The organism is Azohydromonas australica DSM 1124, from assembly GCF_000430725.1.
GTDB lineage: Bacteria > Pseudomonadota > Gammaproteobacteria > Burkholderiales > Burkholderiaceae_C > Azohydromonas > Azohydromonas australica.
Genome location: NZ_KE387213.1, coordinates 107,166 through 123,647 on the forward strand (window position 1 = coordinate 107,166; position 16,482 = coordinate 123,647).

17 protein-coding genes and 1 pseudogene are annotated in these 16,482 nt (G+C 70.4%); 7 read left to right on the forward strand and 11 right to left on the reverse strand.

Annotation, left to right across the window (positions count from 1 at the left end; genetic code table 11):
• A pseudogene (locus H537_RS54715) lies at window positions 1-186 on the reverse strand (BAX inhibitor (BI)-1/YccA family protein); the annotation flags it as partial.
• Between the two features lie 111 nt (window positions 187-297).
• On the opposite strand from H537_RS54715, the gene nhaR reads away from it, so the two are divergent.
• Window positions 298-1,197 carry a transcriptional activator NhaR gene (nhaR, locus tag H537_RS0134855; protein WP_029001578.1) on the forward strand — a complete coding sequence of 300 codons (900 nt, stop codon included), beginning with the start codon at window positions 298-300 and terminating at the stop codon, window positions 1,195-1,197.
• A 74-nt stretch (window positions 1,198-1,271) separates the two neighbouring features.
• Here nhaR and H537_RS0134860 read toward each other — a convergent pair whose 3' ends face one another.
• Complete coding sequence (locus tag H537_RS0134860; protein WP_029001579.1) at window positions 1,272-1,784, reverse strand: tellurite resistance TerB family protein; 513 nt, start codon at window positions 1,782-1,784, stop codon at window positions 1,272-1,274.
• A 149-nt stretch (window positions 1,785-1,933) separates the two neighbouring features.
• On the opposite strand from H537_RS0134860, the gene H537_RS53855 reads away from it, so the two are divergent.
• From H537_RS53855 to H537_RS47300, 5 genes are all read left to right on the forward strand, one after another.
• A complete protein-coding gene (locus H537_RS53855; RefSeq protein WP_156902138.1) occupies window positions 1,934-2,200 on the forward strand; it encodes a hypothetical protein in 267 nt (88 codons plus the stop codon).
• A 256-nt stretch (window positions 2,201-2,456) separates the two neighbouring features.
• Complete coding sequence (locus tag H537_RS0134865; protein WP_029001580.1) at window positions 2,457-3,167, forward strand: TerC family protein; 711 nt, start codon at window positions 2,457-2,459, stop codon at window positions 3,165-3,167.
• A gap of 263 nt (window positions 3,168-3,430) precedes the next feature.
• A complete protein-coding gene (locus H537_RS0134870) occupies window positions 3,431-4,195 on the forward strand; it encodes a TerC family protein (RefSeq protein WP_043461429.1) in 765 nt (254 codons plus the stop codon).
• Window positions 4,196-4,338: 143 nt separating this feature from the next.
• Window positions 4,339-5,211 (forward strand): pirin family protein, encoded by an 873-nt coding sequence (locus H537_RS0134875; RefSeq protein ID WP_029001582.1) that lies wholly within the window; start codon window positions 4,339-4,341, stop codon window positions 5,209-5,211.
• Between the two features lie 93 nt (window positions 5,212-5,304).
• Entirely contained in the window at window positions 5,305-6,012 is a 708-nt protein-coding gene (locus H537_RS47300) for a phosphatase PAP2 family protein (protein ID WP_051244280.1), read from the forward strand.
• 22 nt (window positions 6,013-6,034) lie between these two features.
• Here H537_RS47300 and H537_RS0134885 read toward each other — a convergent pair whose 3' ends face one another.
• The gene (locus H537_RS0134885; protein WP_043461431.1) at window positions 6,035-7,273 is read right to left on the reverse strand and encodes an RtcB family protein; all 1,239 of its coding nucleotides are present in this window, start codon (window positions 7,271-7,273) and stop codon (window positions 6,035-6,037) included.
• Between the two features lie 299 nt (window positions 7,274-7,572).
• Window positions 7,573-8,073, reverse strand: a complete 501-nt coding sequence (locus H537_RS0134895; protein WP_029001584.1) for a c-type cytochrome — start codon at window positions 8,071-8,073, stop codon at window positions 7,573-7,575.
• A 257-nt stretch (window positions 8,074-8,330) separates the two neighbouring features.
• Between H537_RS0134895 and H537_RS47305 the strand changes: the two genes are divergently transcribed.
• Entirely contained in the window at window positions 8,331-9,755 is a 1,425-nt protein-coding gene (locus H537_RS47305; protein ID WP_043461433.1) for a chloride channel protein, read from the forward strand.
• Between the two features lie 306 nt (window positions 9,756-10,061).
• Here the strand turns inward: H537_RS47305 and H537_RS47310 are convergent, their stop codons facing one another.
• From H537_RS47310 to H537_RS47320, 7 genes are read right to left on the reverse strand one after another with little or no spacing between them, the layout of a single operon-like run.
• Window positions 10,062-10,895: a cytochrome c oxidase assembly protein gene (locus H537_RS47310; RefSeq protein ID WP_043461435.1), complete on the reverse strand. Its 834-nt coding sequence runs from the start codon at window positions 10,893-10,895 to the stop codon at window positions 10,062-10,064.
• Entirely contained in the window at window positions 10,895-11,242 is a 348-nt protein-coding gene (locus H537_RS0134910) for a hypothetical protein (protein ID WP_029001585.1), read from the reverse strand. Before H537_RS0134910 ends, H537_RS47310 begins: the two co-directional genes overlap by 1 nt.
• Before the next feature lie 7 nt (window positions 11,243-11,249).
• Entirely contained in the window at window positions 11,250-11,888 is a 639-nt protein-coding gene (locus H537_RS0134915) for a cytochrome c oxidase subunit 3 (RefSeq protein ID WP_238446920.1), read from the reverse strand.
• Complete coding sequence (gene ctaD, locus H537_RS0134920; RefSeq protein WP_084151190.1) at window positions 11,885-13,939, reverse strand: cytochrome c oxidase subunit I; 2,055 nt, start codon at window positions 13,937-13,939, stop codon at window positions 11,885-11,887. Before ctaD ends, H537_RS0134915 begins: the two co-directional genes overlap by 4 nt.
• Window positions 13,936-14,895, reverse strand: coding sequence for a cytochrome c oxidase subunit II (locus tag H537_RS0134925; protein WP_043461440.1), 960 nt, complete (start codon window positions 14,893-14,895; stop codon window positions 13,936-13,938). Before H537_RS0134925 ends, ctaD begins: the two co-directional genes overlap by 4 nt.
• A 4-nt stretch (window positions 14,896-14,899) precedes the next feature.
• Complete coding sequence (locus H537_RS50025) at window positions 14,900-15,580, reverse strand: c-type cytochrome (RefSeq protein ID WP_051244285.1); 681 nt, start codon at window positions 15,578-15,580, stop codon at window positions 14,900-14,902.
• Window positions 15,577-16,374 (reverse strand): quinoprotein dehydrogenase-associated putative ABC transporter substrate-binding protein, encoded by a 798-nt coding sequence (locus tag H537_RS47320; RefSeq protein ID WP_169517152.1) that lies wholly within the window; start codon window positions 16,372-16,374, stop codon window positions 15,577-15,579. Before H537_RS47320 ends, H537_RS50025 begins: the two co-directional genes overlap by 4 nt.
• Window positions 16,375-16,482 lie beyond the last annotated feature (108 nt).

Sequence of the window (16,482 nt, forward strand, 5' to 3'; positions counted from 1 at the left end):
CACCACCAGGCTCACCATCGGCGACATCGCGCTCGACAGCCCTGTGGCGATGCCCAGCCAGGCGCCCGCCACGGTGGGCACCATCGACAGCGCCAGCAGCCAGTAGGTGTTGCGCAGCACGCGGTTGCGCTGCGCGGCAGGCAGCGCGTAACCGCTGCTGCCTTGGTTGAAAGTTCGAAGGGTCACGGCTTTCTCCTGACGGATGGCGTTGTAGGGCAACTCTACTGCCCGCGACACTTCGAAACAATGCGCGCTTTATGATGCATGATTTCGAGAAAAACGCATCGTTGAAACGCCATGCTCAACTTCAAGCACCTGCACTACTTCTGGGCTGCGGCCAAGGCCGGCGGGGTCGTCCGCGCTGGCGAGCAGCTGCACACCACGCCGCAGACACTGTCGGCACAGATCAAGCAGCTGGAAGATCGGCTGGGCTGTGCGCTGTTTCGCAAGCAGGGCCGAGGGCTGGAGCTCACCGACGAGGGACGTGTCGCGCTGGGCTACGCGGACCAGGTGTTCACCCTCGCAGATGAGCTGGAGACCGTGATAGGCCGCTCCAGCGAAGGGCCGCAGGTCATGAGTTTCAGGGTGGGCGTCGCTGACTCGGTGCCCAAGGCCATCGCGTACCGCCTGATCGAGCCGGCGCTCGACGCCGCGGCGCAGGTACGGCTGTTTTGCCATGAAGGCAAGTTCCAGGATCTACTGGCCCAGCTGGCAGTGCACCGGCTCGACCTCGTCATTGCAGACGAGCCCATGGGCCGGCAGCTCAGCGTACGCGCCTTCAACCATGCGCTGGGCTCCACCGCTATGAGCTTCTTCGCCACGCCTTCACTGCAACGGCAACTCCAGGGCGACTTCCCGCAGTGCCTGGACGGTGCGCCCGTGCTGCTGCAGGGAGCGGCCTCGGCCATGAGACGGCGGCTCGACACCTGGCTGGCCGAGCAGCGGCTGCGACCGCGCATGATTGCGGAGTTCGATGACGCGGCGCTCATGAAAGCCTTCGGGAGTGAAGGTCGCGGCATCTTCATGACGCCCACCGTGCTCGAAGCCGAGACGCAGGCACAGTACGGCGTTCGCACCATCGGCCGCACGCAGGCGCTGGTGGAGGAGTATTACGCCGTCTCGGCTGAGCGCCGCATCACGCACCCCTGCGTGGCCGCGGTCACGAGCACGGCCCGGGACAAGCTGTTTCGCGGGTGAGAGCCGTAAAAGCGCAAGCGGGGCGCCAATGCACGCCGGGCAAGTTCGTCACTGACCCGGCACGCGATCGGGCATCAGGCCGGGACGCTGAGCTTGACCTGGTAGCCGGCCTGGTTCTTGGGGTGGTCCTGCTTGACGAACACCGAGCGGTCGTTCTTCAGAACGATCACTTCGAAGAACGGCTGGAAACGGGCCTCGGACACGCCAAAGGCCTGCAGGAACTTGCCGAAGACGGCCTGCTCCTCGGGCTCGGGCTGGCCGTCCGACAGCGACGAGTCGATCAGGTTGGCCAGGATGCACATCTTCTGCGCATCGCTCAGCAGCGGCGTGGCTTCTTTGAGGAAGTCGTCGATCGAGTGCTTGCGGCGGTACTTCAGCGCGTTGTCGAGCAACGCCTGATTCTGGGCGCCGACGCCCACGGTGCCGTTGGCGTTCTCCTGACCACCCAGGACCGACAGCAGGTGGCCGATCTCCTCATGATCCATCTCTCCGTCAGCGGACATCATGTACAGCAGGCTCGTGGCCAGGGCCATATGCGGCGTCATCTTCTCGCCCGAATCGCCCTTGAACATGTCGAACAAACCCATTTGCTACTCCTGCTCCAATTGGATAACGGACCTCGCCAAGTCAGCATTCGCTCAACACGCCTGATTCCATACGCCGCTTGCACCGGCGCCTGGCAATCGCGCTGCGACAGGATCCGCCTCGGGATACTGTTGTATATGCAGCGTTCGGCTTGCGGTCCGAATTGCGGCCGCCACTTCGTGGGCAGCGCACGGACAAGAGTTTCCTGCATCCGACACTTCGCATCAATGCGCATTTCACGATCCATTACTTCGAGAAAAGCGCATCGTCAGTTGTTTCGGCGGCGGGCTTCGCCGCGTTGCTGAGGCGGGCCGTGTCCAGCTTCGAAAGTGCACTTGTGCAATGGACACTGACTTGCGAGGTCAACGACATCAACCGCACTTTTCGCGGCAAAGGCAGTACACTGCGCGCCGTCTGAGGGGGAGTAGCCTGCCAGGGGGTCCGCGCCGTGCAACGCCGCAGAACTCATGGTTCCAGCGGTCGTCAGTACGGAGCCCAGCTCCCGGCCGTTGCGCAAGCTGCTGTGCGTGCCATGGTGCTGCAGCAGGTCGGGGCAAGACCTTTGGTACATGCCGGAGCATCGGCAGGCCAAAGGTCCCTGGACGTCCTCATCCGACGCCGCCCTCGTGTCGTGCCTTCGCTCCGTGTCTCACCACGCAGTTCGGAGTCCGCGCATGGAGTTCTTCACAGCCGAAACCCTCTCGGCGCTTGCGTCGATCATCATGATCGACATCCTTCTTGGCGGTGACAACGCCGTCGTCATTGCCCTGGCATGTCGCAAGCTGCCGGCACAGCAACGCAGGATGGGCATCATCTGGGGCACGGCGGGCGCCATCATCTTGCGCGTCGTCCTGATCTTCTTTGCCTTGACGCTGCTGGAGATCTCCTTCCTCAAGCTCATCGGGGCCGCGTTGCTGGTCTGGATCGGCGTCAAGCTGCTGATGCCGCAAGACGAAGGCGAGCACGCCGACATCAAGGCCAGCGACAAGCTGTGGGCGGCCGTCAAGACCATCATCGTGGCGGACTTCGTGATGAGCCTTGACAACGTGATTGCCATTGCTGGAGCGGCGGAAGGCGCATCCGAGAGCCACCAGATGGGGTTGGTCGTCTTTGGCCTGCTTTTCAGCATCCCGCTCATCGTCTGGGGCAGCCAGCTCGTGATCAAGCTGATGGACCGCTTCCCCGTGATCATCACCGTCGGGGGCATGCTGCTCGGGTGGATTGCAGGAACCATGGCGCTGGGCGACCCCGCGCTCGCACCTTACATCGAGCTCTCGGACCCGATCAAGTACGCGGCGGGCGCTGCTGGGGCGTTGCTTGTGCTGATAGTCGGCAAGCTCGCTGCGCGGCGCAGGTTGCAAGCGGGCACGGTGGCACCCGCCTGAGCTTGACAAGACGTATACGGCACGCCTTGCACACATGAAGGCATGCCGTCATACGAAAGAAGCCGGGGGCTTTCGCGAGCCCCTTTTTCCGGCCTCCCTTGAGCAGGCGTTGGCTGGACGGGCTGATGAAGCCGCGCCATGTATCCCAGCCGAACTGGCGAGCCGCGGAGCGAAAAAGCACGCAGCCTCCAGGAACATCATGGCTCCACGCATGCTTCCTGCGGGTTTCGCCGAAACCTGCTATTCAACGCAAAGACTTCACAATGGAACTGCTTACTGACCCGCAAGTCTGGATCGCCTTCTTCACGCTCACCGCGCTGGAGCTGGTACTGGGCATCGACAACATCATCTTCATCTCCATCCTGGTCGATAAGCTGCCGCCCGAGCGGCGCGAAGTCGCCCGGCGCCTGGGCCTGTTCATGGCCATGTTCATGCGCATCGGGCTGCTGCTGCTGCTGTCGTGGATCGTGGGGCTGGTCGAGCCGCTGTTCACGGTGCTGGGCAAGGGGATCTCGGGCCGCGACCTGATCCTCATCCTCGGCGGCCTGTTCCTGATCTGGAAGAGCACCGGCGAGATCCACCAGTCGCTCGAAGGCGAGGAGGGCCACGAGTCCAAGTCCGTGGCTGCGAGCTTCGGCGCGGTGATCCTGCAGATCATGGTGATCGACCTGGTGTTCTCGCTGGACTCGATCATCACCGCCGTGGGCATGGTGGACGAGGTGGCGGTGATGATCGCCGCCGTCATCGCCTCGGTGGGGATGATGATGGTGTTCGCCGGCCCCATCGGCCGCTTCGTCTCCGACCACCCGACCATCAAGATGCTGGCGCTGTCCTTCCTGGTGGCCGTGGGCGTGGTGCTGCTGGCCGAGGGCTTCGGCCATCACGTGCCCAAGGGCTACATCTACTTCGCGATGGCCTTCTCGCTGGTGGTGGAGATGCTCAACATCCGCCTGCGCAAGCGCGCCGCCAAGCCCGCGCACCTGAACTCGGCCTACGCGCCGGACGACGCCACCCCGCCGCTGCGCTGAGCGTCCCGGACGCCTCCCGGCGCAACGAGCAAGGGCCGCCTCCGGGCGGCCCTTTTGCTTGGGCTGCGCGTTTCCGTTTCATGCAACCCGGCATGCAGGCGCGCTCAATGCGGCGGCCTCGGCCGGCACCTACATTGATCCGCATGGACACCAACACGACCCCTGACACCGTCCGCCAGCCGCGCAGCGTCGAGCGCCTGGTCGCCGGCACGCCCACCAGCGACGGCGCGGGTGTGAAGCTCACGCGTGTGCTGACGCAACCGCTGCAGCGCCGGCTGGACCCGTTCCTGATGCTCGACGCCTTCGGCACCGACAACCCCGACGACTACATCGCCGGCTTCCCCGACCACCCGCACCGCGGCTTCGAGACCGTGACCTACATGATTGCCGGGCGCCTGCGCCACCGCGACAGCGCCGGCCACGAGGGCCTGCTGCAGAACGGCGGCGTGCAGTGGATGACGGCCGGCCGCGGCCTGGTGCACAGCGAGCTGCCCGAGCAGGAGGAAGGCCGCATGGAAGGCTTCCAGCTCTGGCTGAACCTGCCGTCGGACCAGAAGCTGTGCGACCCGGGCTACTGGGACATCGCCTCGGAGCAGATTCCCGAGCTCCAGACGGCCGAGGGCGTGCGCGCGCGCGTCATCGCCGGCAGCAGCCACGGCGTGGCCGGCGCCATGCAGCGCGAGCACACCGAGCCGCTGTACCTGGACCTGCACCTGCCGCCCGGCGCCGCCTTCGAGCAGGCGCTGCCGGCGACGCACAACGCCTTCGCCTACGTCTACCGCGGCGCGCTGCGCATCGGCGAGACGGACGTGCCGCTGCAGCGCATGGCGATCCTGCGCAACGAGGCCGGCAGCGACGGTGTGCGGCTGCAGGCGGGTGCCGAAGGGGCGCGGGCGCTGCTGATCGCCGGGCGGCCGCTGAACGAGCCCATCGCGCAGTACGGTCCCTTCGTCATGAACTCCAACGAGCAGATCTTCCAGGCCGTGGAGGATTTCCGCGCCGGACGCTTCGCGTAAGGCGAAGGCTTTCAGCCCCTGGCCACCGCGCCGGGGGCCTCCCTTAAGCTGGGCGGCGATTCAAGTTACCGACCGCGCACGCGCGCGGCTGCCATGGCTTTCGACTTCTGGAACCTGCTCACGCGCCTGGGCGAGGCGCAGATCCTGCTGCCCGCGATGTTCGCCACCTGCGTCTGGCTGGTGCTGCGCTCCCACAAGCCGCGCGCGGCGCTGGTGTGGGGCGGCTGCACCGCGGCGGCGGCGCTGCTGACCACCGTCACCAAGGTGGCCTTCTTCGGCTGGGAGATCGGCTACGCGCCGCTGAACTTCACCGGCATCTCCGGCCACGCGATGTTCTCCACGGCGGTGCTGCCGGTGCTGCTGCGGGTGCTGGTAGCCGACCGCGGCCCGCGCCGCCAGGCCGCCGCGGTGGCCGTGGGCGTGCTGCTGGCGGCGCTGATCGCCTGGTCGCGCGTGCAGGTGCTGGCGCACTCGCCGGCGGAGGCGCTGGTGGGCTTCGCCCTGGGGCTGGCCGCGGCGCTGGCGGCGCTGCGCGGCATGCATGCGCCGCCGCTGCACGCGCCGCGCACGCTGGTGGCGGGGCTGGCGGCGTGGATGCTCCTCACGCCCGCGGGCGCCCCGCCCTCGCCGACGCACAGCATGGTGATGCAGCTGTCGGTGGCGCTCTCGGGCCGCGACGAGCCCTACCAGCGCTGGATGATGCTGCGCGACTACCGCCACGAGCTGCAGCGCAAGGGCCTGCCGCTGCCGCCCTACTTCACCGGGCCGATGGTGATGGGACGGATCCGGCCGCTGGAGTGAGGCCGCCGGGCACCGGCGCTTGTCAGCCCTTCACGCACACCACCTGCCGCAGCGTGTGCACCACCTCCACCAGGCTGTCCTGCGCCGCCATCACCGCGTCGATGTCCTTGTAGGCGTGCGGGATCTCGTCGATCACGTCCTTGTCCTTGCGGCATTCCACGCCCTCGGTGGCGGCGCGCTGGTCGGCCACCGTGAAGCGGCGCTTGGCCTCGGTCCGGCTCATCTTCCGCCCCGCCCCGTGCGAGCAGCTGTTGAAGCTCTCCGGGTGGCCCTTGCCGCGCACGATGAAGCTGCGCGCGCCCATGCTGCCCGGGATGATGCCCAGCTCCCCCTCGCGCGCGCTCACCGCCCCCTTGCGCGTGACCCAGACCTCCTGCCCGAAGTGCCGCTCGCGCTGCACGTAGTTGTGGTGGCAATTCACCGCCTCGGTCTGCACTTCGAACGGCTTGCGGATCGCCTTGCGCAGTGCCGCCACCACCGCCTTCATCATCAGCTCGCGGTTCGTGGCCGCGAACTTCTGCGCCCAGCCCACCGCGCGCACGTAGTCGCCGAAGTAGCGTGAGCCTTCCTCCAGGTAGGCCAGGTCGCGGTCCGGCAGGTTGGCCTGGTGCCGCATTGCATCCTGCTTGGCCAGCTCGATGAAGTGCGTGCCGATGGCGTTGCCCACGCCGCGCGAGCCCGAATGCAGCATCAGCCACACGGCATCCGTCTCGTCCAGGCAGACCTCGATGAAGTGGTTGCCCGTGCCCAGCGTGCCCAGGTGCGTGCGCTGGTTCGTCTTCTCCAGCTTGGGATGGCTGCGGCAGATCTCCTTGAACTCCGGCGCCAGCGCGGCCCAGGCCGCGTCCACCGGCGGCGGGATGTCGCGCCAGGCGCCGGGGTCCCGGCTGCCGGGCGCGCGCCCGTGCGGCACGGCGTGCTCGATGGCGCTGCGCAGCGGGCCCAGGTTGTCCGGCAGGTCCGCCGCCGAGAGCGTGGTGCGCGCGGCGATCATTCCGCAGCCGATGTCCACCCCCACCGCGGCCGGGATGATGGCCTTCACCGTCGGGATCACCGAGCCCACCGTGGCGCCGATGCCCAGGTGCACGTCCGGCATCGCCGCCACGTGGCGGAAGACGATCGGCAGCTTCGCCGCGTTGGCCAGCTGCTGCCGCGCCGCGTCCTCCACCGGCACCCCGCGCGTCCACATCTTCAGCGGCACGCCGCCTTCGATGGCCTGCTCCTCGTAGTCCCGTTCCCGCACTGCCTTGTCCCTGGCCATCGCCTGCTCCGTACTGCCTTCAAAACCCTGCCTGCCTCCGGGCGCCGCCCTTGCTCCACCCGGAGCCCCTTTGCAATTCCCATCCTGCGCAGCCATGAGCAGCAACCGGCGGCCCTTCCTGGCGACAAGCTCGAGCCAGCCCGAGGAAGCGGGTGCACCGTCCGTGCCATGGCGTGAGCGCGAAACGCTCGACAAGCAGAAGAACAAAGCGGCACCGGCCCAGTAAAGCCGGTCCGCGGCCTCGCAAGAGGCCATCCCCAGGGCCCGCGAGGGCCCTTTTTCATGGAGCCGCGCCGGATCTACTGCTGCTGCCGCGACGCCGCGTACTGCGCGTTGATCTGGTCGTGCTTGGCGCGCACCGCCGGCGGCCACTTGGACTTGATCCACGACAGCACGGCCACGATCTCGTCGTCGCTGAGCACGCCCCCGAAGGCGGGCATCGCCGACTTGTAGTCGGGCATGTCGGCCGCCTTGGCGATGCCGAGCTTGGTGAGGCGGAACAGCTGCTCGTCGGGGTGGTGCCAGGTGTGGCCGCTCTCGTCGTGCGGCGGCGCGGGCAGCAGCCCGTCGGCGCCGCGCTCGCGCCAGTTGGCCTGGCCTTCCAGGTTGGCGCCATGGCAGCTCGCGCAGTGCGCCCGGTAGAGGCGCTCGCCCTGCACCAGCAGCGCCGTGTCGTGCGGGCGCAGCAGGCTCTGCGGCGGTGCCGGCTTGGGCACGGCAAAGCGCAGGAACAGCGTGGCGGCCAGGCCCACGGAGGCCAGGGCGGCCAGGAACAGCAGGAAAACGCGTTTGTTTCTCATCGTGTGATCGTTCGCGGCCCGGGCCGCAAGGCCCGCAAGCGTGCCACCAGCCGGGACGCGCCCTCACCGGGCCCCTTCGACGCCGCACGGCATGGCATCAAGATGGAGCACGGCCCGTACCGGCCGGCCTGCGGCACACCCTGCCCAAGCACTTCCACCGGCGCAGATACGGGCGCAGACCTTGCTCGCCTCGGGCGGGTCCCAAAATGCCTCGCCCGCGGGCGCACCTCGCGCCGTGCGACAGCCCAGCACAACCCATGCAGCACCACCACGAGCCCGACATCCTGCGCAACCTGCGAGCCGAGCTGGTGGACTGGCGCCCGTGGCTGGACCGGGCCATCGTGCTGGCTGCCGCCGCGGCGGCCGGGCTGCTGGTGGTGGGATTCACGCTGCTGACCAACCAGGCACTGGCGCTGTTCGAGCGGCTGTGGCGGCATTCGCCCTGGGCCATCTTCGTCACCGGCCCGCTGTGCGCCGCGGCCATCGTCTGGGTCACGCGGCGCTTCATTCCCGGCGCGGGCGGCTCCGGCATTCCGCAGGTGATGGCGGCGCTGGACACGGCCACGCCGACCCAGCAGTACGGCCTCTTCGTGTCGCTGCGCATCAGCCTGGCCAAGGTGCTGCTGTCCGCGGCCGGGCTGCTGGCGGGGCTGTCCATCGGGCGCGAGGGACCCTCGGTGCAGGTCGCGGCCGGGGTGATGCTGTCGGCGCGGCGCTGGCTGTCGCGGCGCACCGTCATCAACGCGCACGGGCTGCTGGTGGCCGGCGGCGCCGCCGGCGTGGCCGCTGCCTTCAACACGCCGCTGGGCGGGGTGATGTTCGCCATCGAACAGCTCTCGCGCACGCTCAACCAGCGCAGCAGCGGTCTGCTGATCGCCGCCATCGTGCTGGCCGGCCTGATTGCCGTGTCGGTGTTCGGCAACCTGACGTACTTCGGCGTGGTGCGGGTGCCGCAGGCGATGGACTGGGAGCTGCTGGGCCCGGGGCTGCTGGTGACGCTGCTGGCCGGGGCGCTGGGCGGGCTGTTCGCGCGGCTGCTGATCGCCTCCACCGCCGGCTCGGCGGACCGCTTCAGCGCCTGGCGCCAGCGCTACCCCATCCGCTTCGCCGCCGGCTGCGCGCTGGCGGTGGCCGTGATCGGCACCGTCACCGGCGGCGCCACCTTCGGCAGCGGCTACGAGCACACGCGCGGCCTGCTGGAGGGCACGCACGACGGCGGCGACCACCTGCCGGGGCTGTTCGTGCTGCTGAAGCTGCTGGCGACCTGGCTGTCGGCCTGGTCGGGCGTGCCGGGCGGCATGTTCGCGCCCTCGCTGTCCATCGGCGCGGGGCTGGGGCAGGACGTGAGCACGCTGGTGCAAAGCCCCGCGCTGGCGCCGGCGCTGATCGCCATGGGCATGGCGGCCTTCCTGGCCGCGGTGACGCAGGCGCCCATCACCGCCTTCATCATCGTGATGGAGATGGTGGCCGGCCACACCATGGTGCTCAGCCTCATGGCCTCCGCGATGCTGGCCAGCCTGGTGTCGCGCCAGATCAGCCGGCCGCTGTACGAGTCGCTGGCGGCGCTGCAGTTGAGGCGGCTGGAGGGTGCGGGAGCCGGAGCCCCGGCTGAAGCGCCCCCGGTCGAGCCGGCAACAGCGCACGCGGCGGACCCGAGCCAGGCGGCCAAGCGCTTGCCGTGAGCGGGCGCGCTTCGCTCTCTGCTTCGCCATCCCCACGCAGGCGCAGTGCTGTCCGGGGAAAGTCGAAGCATTTCTGCAGAACGAAGTACGGGTGGCCGCTGCACTACTTCGTCATTCCCGCGCAGGCGGGAATCCAGGCGGCCCCACGCCGGCCCGAAGCCTGGGGGCCGTGAACCACGACTCAAGCACCGACGTTCAACCCGATCTGCTGACGGCGGCTTGGGGGCCGCCTGGACTCCCGCCTGCGCGGGAGTGACGAATCAGTGTGCGAAGCGCGGCTTGGCTGACGAGATGCACCCCATTCCCTCACGCCCGCGCCCTCAGCACCCCGTTGCCCACCACCAGCCCCACCAGCAGGTACACCGCGCCCGCCGGCACCCACATCAGCAGCCCGCCGAGCTGCTGGTCCTCCAGGCCGCTGCCGTACCAGGGCGTGGGCGCCAGCGTCAGCAGCGCGCCCAGGGCGCCGCTGTGCAGCATGGTGACGAACAGCAGCATCAGCGCCGCCCCCGGCGTGCGCCGCGCGCCTGCGAACACCGCCCACCAGAACAGCAGCGCCGTGCCCAGGAAGCTGAAGTGCTGCAGCGCATGCCAGCCCGGGTGCGTGGCCGCCAGCACGAACCACCCCGGCACGTGCCAGCCCCACAGCGCCAGCGCGTGCAGCGCCCCGGCGCCAGTGGCGCCGCTGAGCCAGCCCCAAAGCCGGCGCCAGGCCGTGGCGCGCAGCGCGCCGCCCACCACCGGGCGCGTGCGCGGCGGCAGCGCCCAGGTCCAGGCCGCCAGCGGCCGGCCCAGCACCAGCAGCGGCGCGGCGGCCAGCATCAGCAGCTCGTGCTGCAGCATGTGGGCGGCAAAGCTTTCCGTCGCCCAGTGGTCCAGCGGCCCCAGCAGCGAGGCCGCCAGCGTCAGCCAGCCCAGCGTGAAAGCCGTGGCCTGCCTTCGGCCGATGCCGTGGCCCGCGCCCGCGCGCTGCCACAGCCGCACCAGGCCCAGCACGTACAGCAGCGCCGACAGGCCCAGCAGCGTGATGACCAGCGCCGCCCAGGGTGCGCCGGAAGCCTCCTCCCCGACCGCATGCGCGCCGGCGGGGCCGGCGGCCAGCGCCAGCGCGGCGACGCACCCGCGGCGCCGCAACGCCATCACACCGTGCACGGCGACAGCACCGCCACCGGCAGCCACAACGCCAGGATCACCAGGCAGGACAGCGCCCCGCAGGCCATCGCCACCCAGGCGATGAAGCGCCGGCGCTCCTGCGCCGCCTCCGGGTCCGCCTGGGCCTCGCCGGGCGCGGGCGCGGCCTCGCGCGTGCGCCGCACCGTGCGCGCCGCCCACAGCGTCAGCCCCAGGCACAGGATGAAGCTCGCCGCCATCGGCAGGTGCAGCAGCGCGCCGCGCTGCAGGTTGCAGCCCGGGCCCAGCAGCGAGTAGGTCAGGCTCAGGTCCGCCAGCACCAGCAGCGGCCCGGCCAGCAGCGCGATCCAGCCCATGCTTGCCTCACCCCAGGCGCGGCACGCCGTAGACCACGGCGTACAGCGGCACCCAGCTCCACACCACGAAGTACCAGTAGAGGGCGTTCTCGCTCACGTCCACGTAGCGCCGGCCTTCGAGGTGGCCGGTATGCATGAGCGCCGTCAGCACCAACGTGTCGTAGGCGTCGGTGATGAGGTGCAGCGTGTGCAACCCCATCAGCATCCAGACGATGGAGCCGTAGGCGCTGCCGTCCCAGCGGCAGTTGAGCGTGCCGAACTCCAGCACCCGCACGCCCAGGATCGCCAGCGCGAACGCACTGGAAAGGAGCAGCCCCAGGCGCACGCCCTGCAAGTCCAGCGCCTCGGCCGCGCGCTTGGCGAAGTGCCCGGCCCACAGGCTCGCCAGCATCAGCAGCGTGTTGACCGTGCCCCACAGCAGCGCCGGCGGCTGGTTCTCCATGGGCCAGCGCGAGGCGAAGCTGCGCAGGTAGAAGTACACGCCCACGGCCAGCGCGAACACCGTGCCCTCGATGGCCATCAGCCCCAGCGTGCCCCACCACATCAGGCTGCGGTGGCTGAAGCCGAAGCTCGGCAGGTGCGACACGTCCAGCGCCGCGCCCTCGGTGCGCGCCTGGGCCAGCCCGGTCTGGCGTCCCATCCTCATCGCGGCGCCCTCTCGATGGCCAGGTGCTTGGCCGTCTCGCGCCGGCGCGGCCAGAACCACAGCGTCAGCCCGATGGCGACCGGGATCAGCCCGTACACCGCGCCCCAGGGCGTGAAGATGGACCACACGAAGCACAGCGTCACCGCCAGCGCGCTCAGGAAGGGCCAGGGCGTGGGCTCGGGGAAGCTGGCCCGGTGGTCGGGCACGGCGTCCAGCACCGTGGTCACCAGCTGCTCGCGCTGGTCCACCGCCAGCCCGGCCACCTGCGAGGGCTCGCGCGGCGGCGTCCACAGCGGGTAGGCGCCGTGCACCACCGGCGTGGCGTCGAAGTTGGCCGCCGGCGGCGGGCAGGTGGAGCCCCACTCCAGCGTGCCCGCGCCCCACGGGTTGCGGCCCGCGCGCTCGCCCTGCCGCCAGCTGCGCCACAGGTTGAACAGGAACACCAGCAGCCCCGCCGCCAGCACCCACGCGCCCACCGTCGCCAGCAGGTTCAGGCCCTCCCAGCCGCGGTCGGCCGGGTAGGTGTAGACGCGCCGCGGCATGCCCTCCAGCCCCAGCAGGTGCATCGGGAAGAAGGTGACGTTGAAGCCGATGAACAGCAGCCAGAAGCTCCAGCGGCCCAGGCGCTCGCTGCTCATGCGCCCGGTGATGAGCGGCCACCAGTACAGCACCGCGCCCAGCAGCGGGAACACCGCGCCGCCCAGCAGCACGTAGTGCAGGTGCGCGACCACGAAGTAGCTGTCGTGCACCTGCAGGTCCAGCGGCACCGAGGCCAGCATCAGCCCGGTCAGCCCGCCCAGCACCAGGATGAAGAAGAAGGCCAGCACGAACAGCAGCGGTGCCTTGAGGTTCACGCGCCCGCCGGCCAGCGTGGCGAGCCAGCAGAAGATCTGGATCGCGCTCGGCACCGCGATGAGCATGCTCGACGCCGTGAAGAAGCTCTTGCCCATCTCCGGCAGGTTCGTGGCGAACATGTGGTGCACCCACAGGCCGAAGGCGAGGAAGGCGGTGGCGATGAGCGCCAGCACCATCGCCGGGTAGCCGAAGACCGGCCGCCGCGCGAAGGTGGCGATGATGGTGCTGACGAAGCCCAGCCCCGGAATGAAGATCAGGTAGACCTCCGGGTGGCCGAAGAACCAGAACAGGTGCTGCCACAGCAGCGCGTCGCCACCCTCGCCCGGGTTGTAGAAGTGCGTGCCCACGAGGCGGTCGGTGATCAGCGCGGTACTGGCGAGCATCACCGCCGGCATGGCGAACATCACCATGAAGGCCGTCACCAGCATGCCCCACACGAACAGCGGCAGCCGGTTGAGCGTCATGCCCGGCGCGCGCAGCTTGAATACCGTGGTGATGAGGATCACCGCCTCCAGCAGCGCCGACAGCTCGGTGAAGGTGACCATTTGCGCCCAGAAGTCCACCCGCTTGCCCGGCGAGTAGTCCGGCCCCGACAGCGGCACGTAGGCGAACCAGCCGGCATCGGCGCCGGTGTTGGTGGCGAAGGCCGCGAACAGCATCAGCCCGCCGAAGAGGTAGACCCAGTAGGCGAAGGCGTTCATGCGCGGAAAGGCGATGGAGCGCGCGCCCAGCATCAGCGGCGTGATGTAGACCGACACCGCCTGCATCACCGGCACGGCGAACAGGAACATCATCGTCGTGCCGTGCATGGTGAAGAGCTGGTTGTAGAGGTCCGGCCCCACCAGCCCGTTCTCCGCGCGCGCCAGCTGGGTGCGCATCCACAGCGCCAGCAGCCCGCCGGCGATGAAGAAGCCGAAGGCCGTGACCAGGAAGCGCCGCCCGATGGCCTTGTGGTTGACGGCGCTGATCCAGCCCCACAGTCCCGGCGGGTCCGACCAGGTGGCGTGCAGCCGCGCCACCTGCTGCGGCGTGGGCGGCACGGCGTTCAGCTCGGGGCGCTCGCCGGCCGGCAGGCTGCGGCCCAGCCGGTGGGCGCCCGTGCGGGCCGAGCCTGCCGACACCCCGCCGCCGGGCCGGGCCGCGGCGCCCTCGGCGGCCTCGGGACGGTCGGAGCCTTTCCAGCGCCTCGTGCTCATTTCAGCCCCTGCAGGTAAGCCACCAGCGCCTGCAGGTCCTCGCGGGAGAAGGCATGCGCGGGCATGTTGACGCCGGGCTTGTGCGCCTGCGGATCGGTGATCCACGACGCCATGTGCTCCGGCGTGTTGGGCAGCCGTCCGGCGGCCAGCGTGCGCTGGCTGCCCACGTGCGTGAGCGGGGGCGCCTGGCGCCCGGCCGCGTCGGTGCCCTCGATGGCGTGGCACATGGCGCAGGTGCTGCCCATGAACACCTCCCGGCCGCGCAGGCGCTGCGGCTCGGTGGGATCGGCCGCGGGCTGGCGCTGGCTTTGCGCCCAGGCATCGAAGGCCACCGGGTCCTCGGCCACCACCTCCAGCGCCATCCAGGCGTGCTGCAAGCCGCAGAACTCGGCGCACTGGCCACGGTAGCTGCCGGCGCGGTCGGCCTGCAGCGTGAGGGTGGCGGTGCGGCCGGGGATGAGGTCCTTCTTGCCCGCGAGGCTGGGCAGCCACAGGCTGTGGATCACATCCGTGCCCTGCAGCGTCACGATCACCGGCCGCCCCACGGGGATGTGCAGCTCGTTGGCGGTGGTGAACACGCGCGAGGGCTCCGCGTCGTCGTAGCGCGCCTCCCACCACCACTGGTGCCCGGTCAGCTCGACGTGCAGCGCGCCCTGCAGCGGCAGCCGCGCCAGCGCGCGGTCGGTGAACACGCTGGCCGCGATCAGCACCAGCAGCCCGGCGATGGACAGCCCCAGCGCCACGCTCACCGCGCGGCGCCGGCCCGGCTCTTCACCCATCGAGCCCGGCGCCGGGGTGCGCGCGTCGCCCTTGGGCGCGCGCCACAGCGCCCACAGCGTGGCGAGCACGATGGCCACCAGGACGGCCAGGCACATCCAGAAGAACAGCGTGCCCAGTTCGAAGACCCGGGCGGCTTGCGGGCCGGCGGGGGTGAGGGGGGATTGGGGCAGCGGCATTCCCTCACCTCGCCTTGGGCACCGCCTCGGGCCCGAGCCGCTCGTCATCCCGCCGCTGCTCCGGCAGCGGGCCGCTCAGGCCGTCGTTGCGACCGGGCGCCACGTCCGTGCGCAACTGCCCACTCATGGAGCGCACGTAGGCCGCAAGCTGCCAGAGCTGCTGGTCCGTCATGCGGCCCTCGAAGGACGGCATGCCGTTGGGACGGCCCTGGCGCAGCGTGGCCACGATCTGCGCCGCGCTGCCGCCGTAGCGCCACTGGCCGTCGATCAGCGGCGGGCCGCTGTCGCCGCCGCCCATGGCATGGCAGCCGTTGCAGTTGAACCAGCGGTACCAGCGCTTGCCCTGCGACACCGCATAGGCGTTCTCCTCGAAGCCCGCCGGCGTGGCGATGGCAGCCGTGGCGTCGGAAGCCGCCGCCGCGGCGCGGTCGATCTGCGCCATGGAGGCGCGCATCGCCGGCGCCGGCGCGGCCTGGGCGCTGGAGGCCGAGGCCGCCGCCACCAGCGCTGCCGCATCGGGCGGCGCCGAAGCCGACGGCCCGACGTGCAGGCTGCTGGTGCGCGGCACCGGCTGGCCCGGCGGCGAAGGCGGCACGTCCGGGCGGCGCCGCTCGCGCTCGCAGCCGGTGGTGAGCAGCAGCGCGCACAGCGCCAGCAGCCCCGGAAAAAGCCGTGTTTGTCTCATCGCAGGCCCTCCTGCGTCGGGGCTTCGGGCGGCAGCAGCGGTACGCCGTACTGCGCCAGCAGCCCGTCGATGCGCGGCCGCAGCCGCTGCAGCGCCGCGTCCAGTGCCGCGCGCAGCGCGTCGTCCTGGGGGCGCACGGCCAGCGCGATGTCGAAGGCGAAGGGCGACGCCGCCCCGGCCACCGTGCCGCGCACCGGCGTGAGCACCAGCGGCACGCCCGCGCGCTGGGCGAAGAAGGCCGCGGGCGGCCCCCACAGCACCGCGGCGTCGATCTCGTCCGCCGCCAGTGCCCGCACCGCGCGCTGCGCCGAAGGTTGCTCGCCCAGCGGCTCGAAGCCGCGCACGTGCTCCACCGCGCCGCGCTGCGCCAGCAGCTGCCCCGGCGGCGTGGCCGCGCCGTCGCCGGGCAGCTGCACGCCGATGCGCAGCGCCTTCAGCCGCGCGTCGTCGAAGCCGCGCAGCGGCTGCCCTTGCAGCGGGCGCGACAGGAACACGTAGCCGCTGCGGTAGTAGGGCCGCGTGGTCGCCACCCGCTCCAGGCCCGCGGGCACGCCGAGCAGCACGTCGCAGCGCCCCTCGCCCAGCGTCTTGCGCACGAAGCCCCGCTGCAGCGGCACCCAGGCCACCTGCAGCGGGCGGTGCAGTTCCTCCGCCAGCCACGACGCCAGCCGGTTCTCGTAGCCGCTGCCGTCGCGGTGCGAGTAGGGCAGGTTGTCCGGATCGGCGCACACCCGCAGCGCCGGCGAGCCGGCATCGGTGCGCGTGGCGCCGCCCAGGGCCAGCGCGGCGGCCACCAGGAGGTGGTGGAACTTCAGCGTTCCGTGGCCCGCGGGGTTCTTGGATTCCGTTCGGGCTGAGCTTGTCGAAGCCCCGCCGCCCGGCTGGGCTGCCGGCCCTTCGAC

What these genes read in the sequence shown, in the direction of transcription:
- H537_RS47305 (WP_043461433.1), top strand. Translation starts at nt 8,331, where the DNA reads ATGCAGCACCACCACGAGCCCGACATCCTGCGCAACCTGCGAGCCGAG.
- H537_RS0134910 (WP_029001585.1), bottom strand. Translation starts at nt 11,242, where the DNA reads ATGGGCTGGATCGCGCTGCTGGCCGGGCCGCTGCTGGTGCTGGCGGAC.
- H537_RS0134895 (WP_029001584.1), bottom strand. Translation starts at nt 8,073, where the DNA reads ATGAGAAACAAACGCGTTTTCCTGCTGTTCCTGGCCGCCCTGGCCTCC.
- H537_RS47310 (WP_043461435.1), bottom strand. Translation starts at nt 10,895, where the DNA reads ATGGCGTTGCGGCGCCGCGGGTGCGTCGCCGCGCTGGCGCTGGCCGCC.
- H537_RS0134860 (WP_029001579.1), bottom strand. Translation starts at nt 1,784, where the DNA reads ATGGGTTTGTTCGACATGTTCAAGGGCGATTCGGGCGAGAAGATGACG.
- H537_RS0134875 (WP_029001582.1), top strand. Translation starts at nt 4,339, where the DNA reads ATGGACACCAACACGACCCCTGACACCGTCCGCCAGCCGCGCAGCGTC.
- H537_RS50025 (WP_051244285.1), bottom strand. Translation starts at nt 15,580, where the DNA reads ATGAGACAAACACGGCTTTTTCCGGGGCTGCTGGCGCTGTGCGCGCTG.
- H537_RS47300 (WP_051244280.1), top strand. Translation starts at nt 5,305, where the DNA reads ATGGCTTTCGACTTCTGGAACCTGCTCACGCGCCTGGGCGAGGCGCAG.
- H537_RS0134865 (WP_029001580.1), top strand. Translation starts at nt 2,457, where the DNA reads ATGGAGTTCTTCACAGCCGAAACCCTCTCGGCGCTTGCGTCGATCATC.
- H537_RS0134915 (WP_238446920.1), bottom strand. Translation starts at nt 11,888, where the DNA reads ATGAGGATGGGACGCCAGACCGGGCTGGCCCAGGCGCGCACCGAGGGC.
- H537_RS0134870 (WP_043461429.1), top strand. Translation starts at nt 3,431, where the DNA reads ATGGAACTGCTTACTGACCCGCAAGTCTGGATCGCCTTCTTCACGCTC.
- H537_RS0134885 (WP_043461431.1), bottom strand. Translation starts at nt 7,273, where the DNA reads ATGGCCAGGGACAAGGCAGTGCGGGAACGGGACTACGAGGAGCAGGCC.
- nhaR (WP_029001578.1), top strand. Translation starts at nt 298, where the DNA reads ATGCTCAACTTCAAGCACCTGCACTACTTCTGGGCTGCGGCCAAGGCC.
- H537_RS0134925 (WP_043461440.1), bottom strand. Translation starts at nt 14,895, where the DNA reads ATGCCGCTGCCCCAATCCCCCCTCACCCCCGCCGGCCCGCAAGCCGCC.
- ctaD (WP_084151190.1), bottom strand. Translation starts at nt 13,939, where the DNA reads ATGAGCACGAGGCGCTGGAAAGGCTCCGACCGTCCCGAGGCCGCCGAG.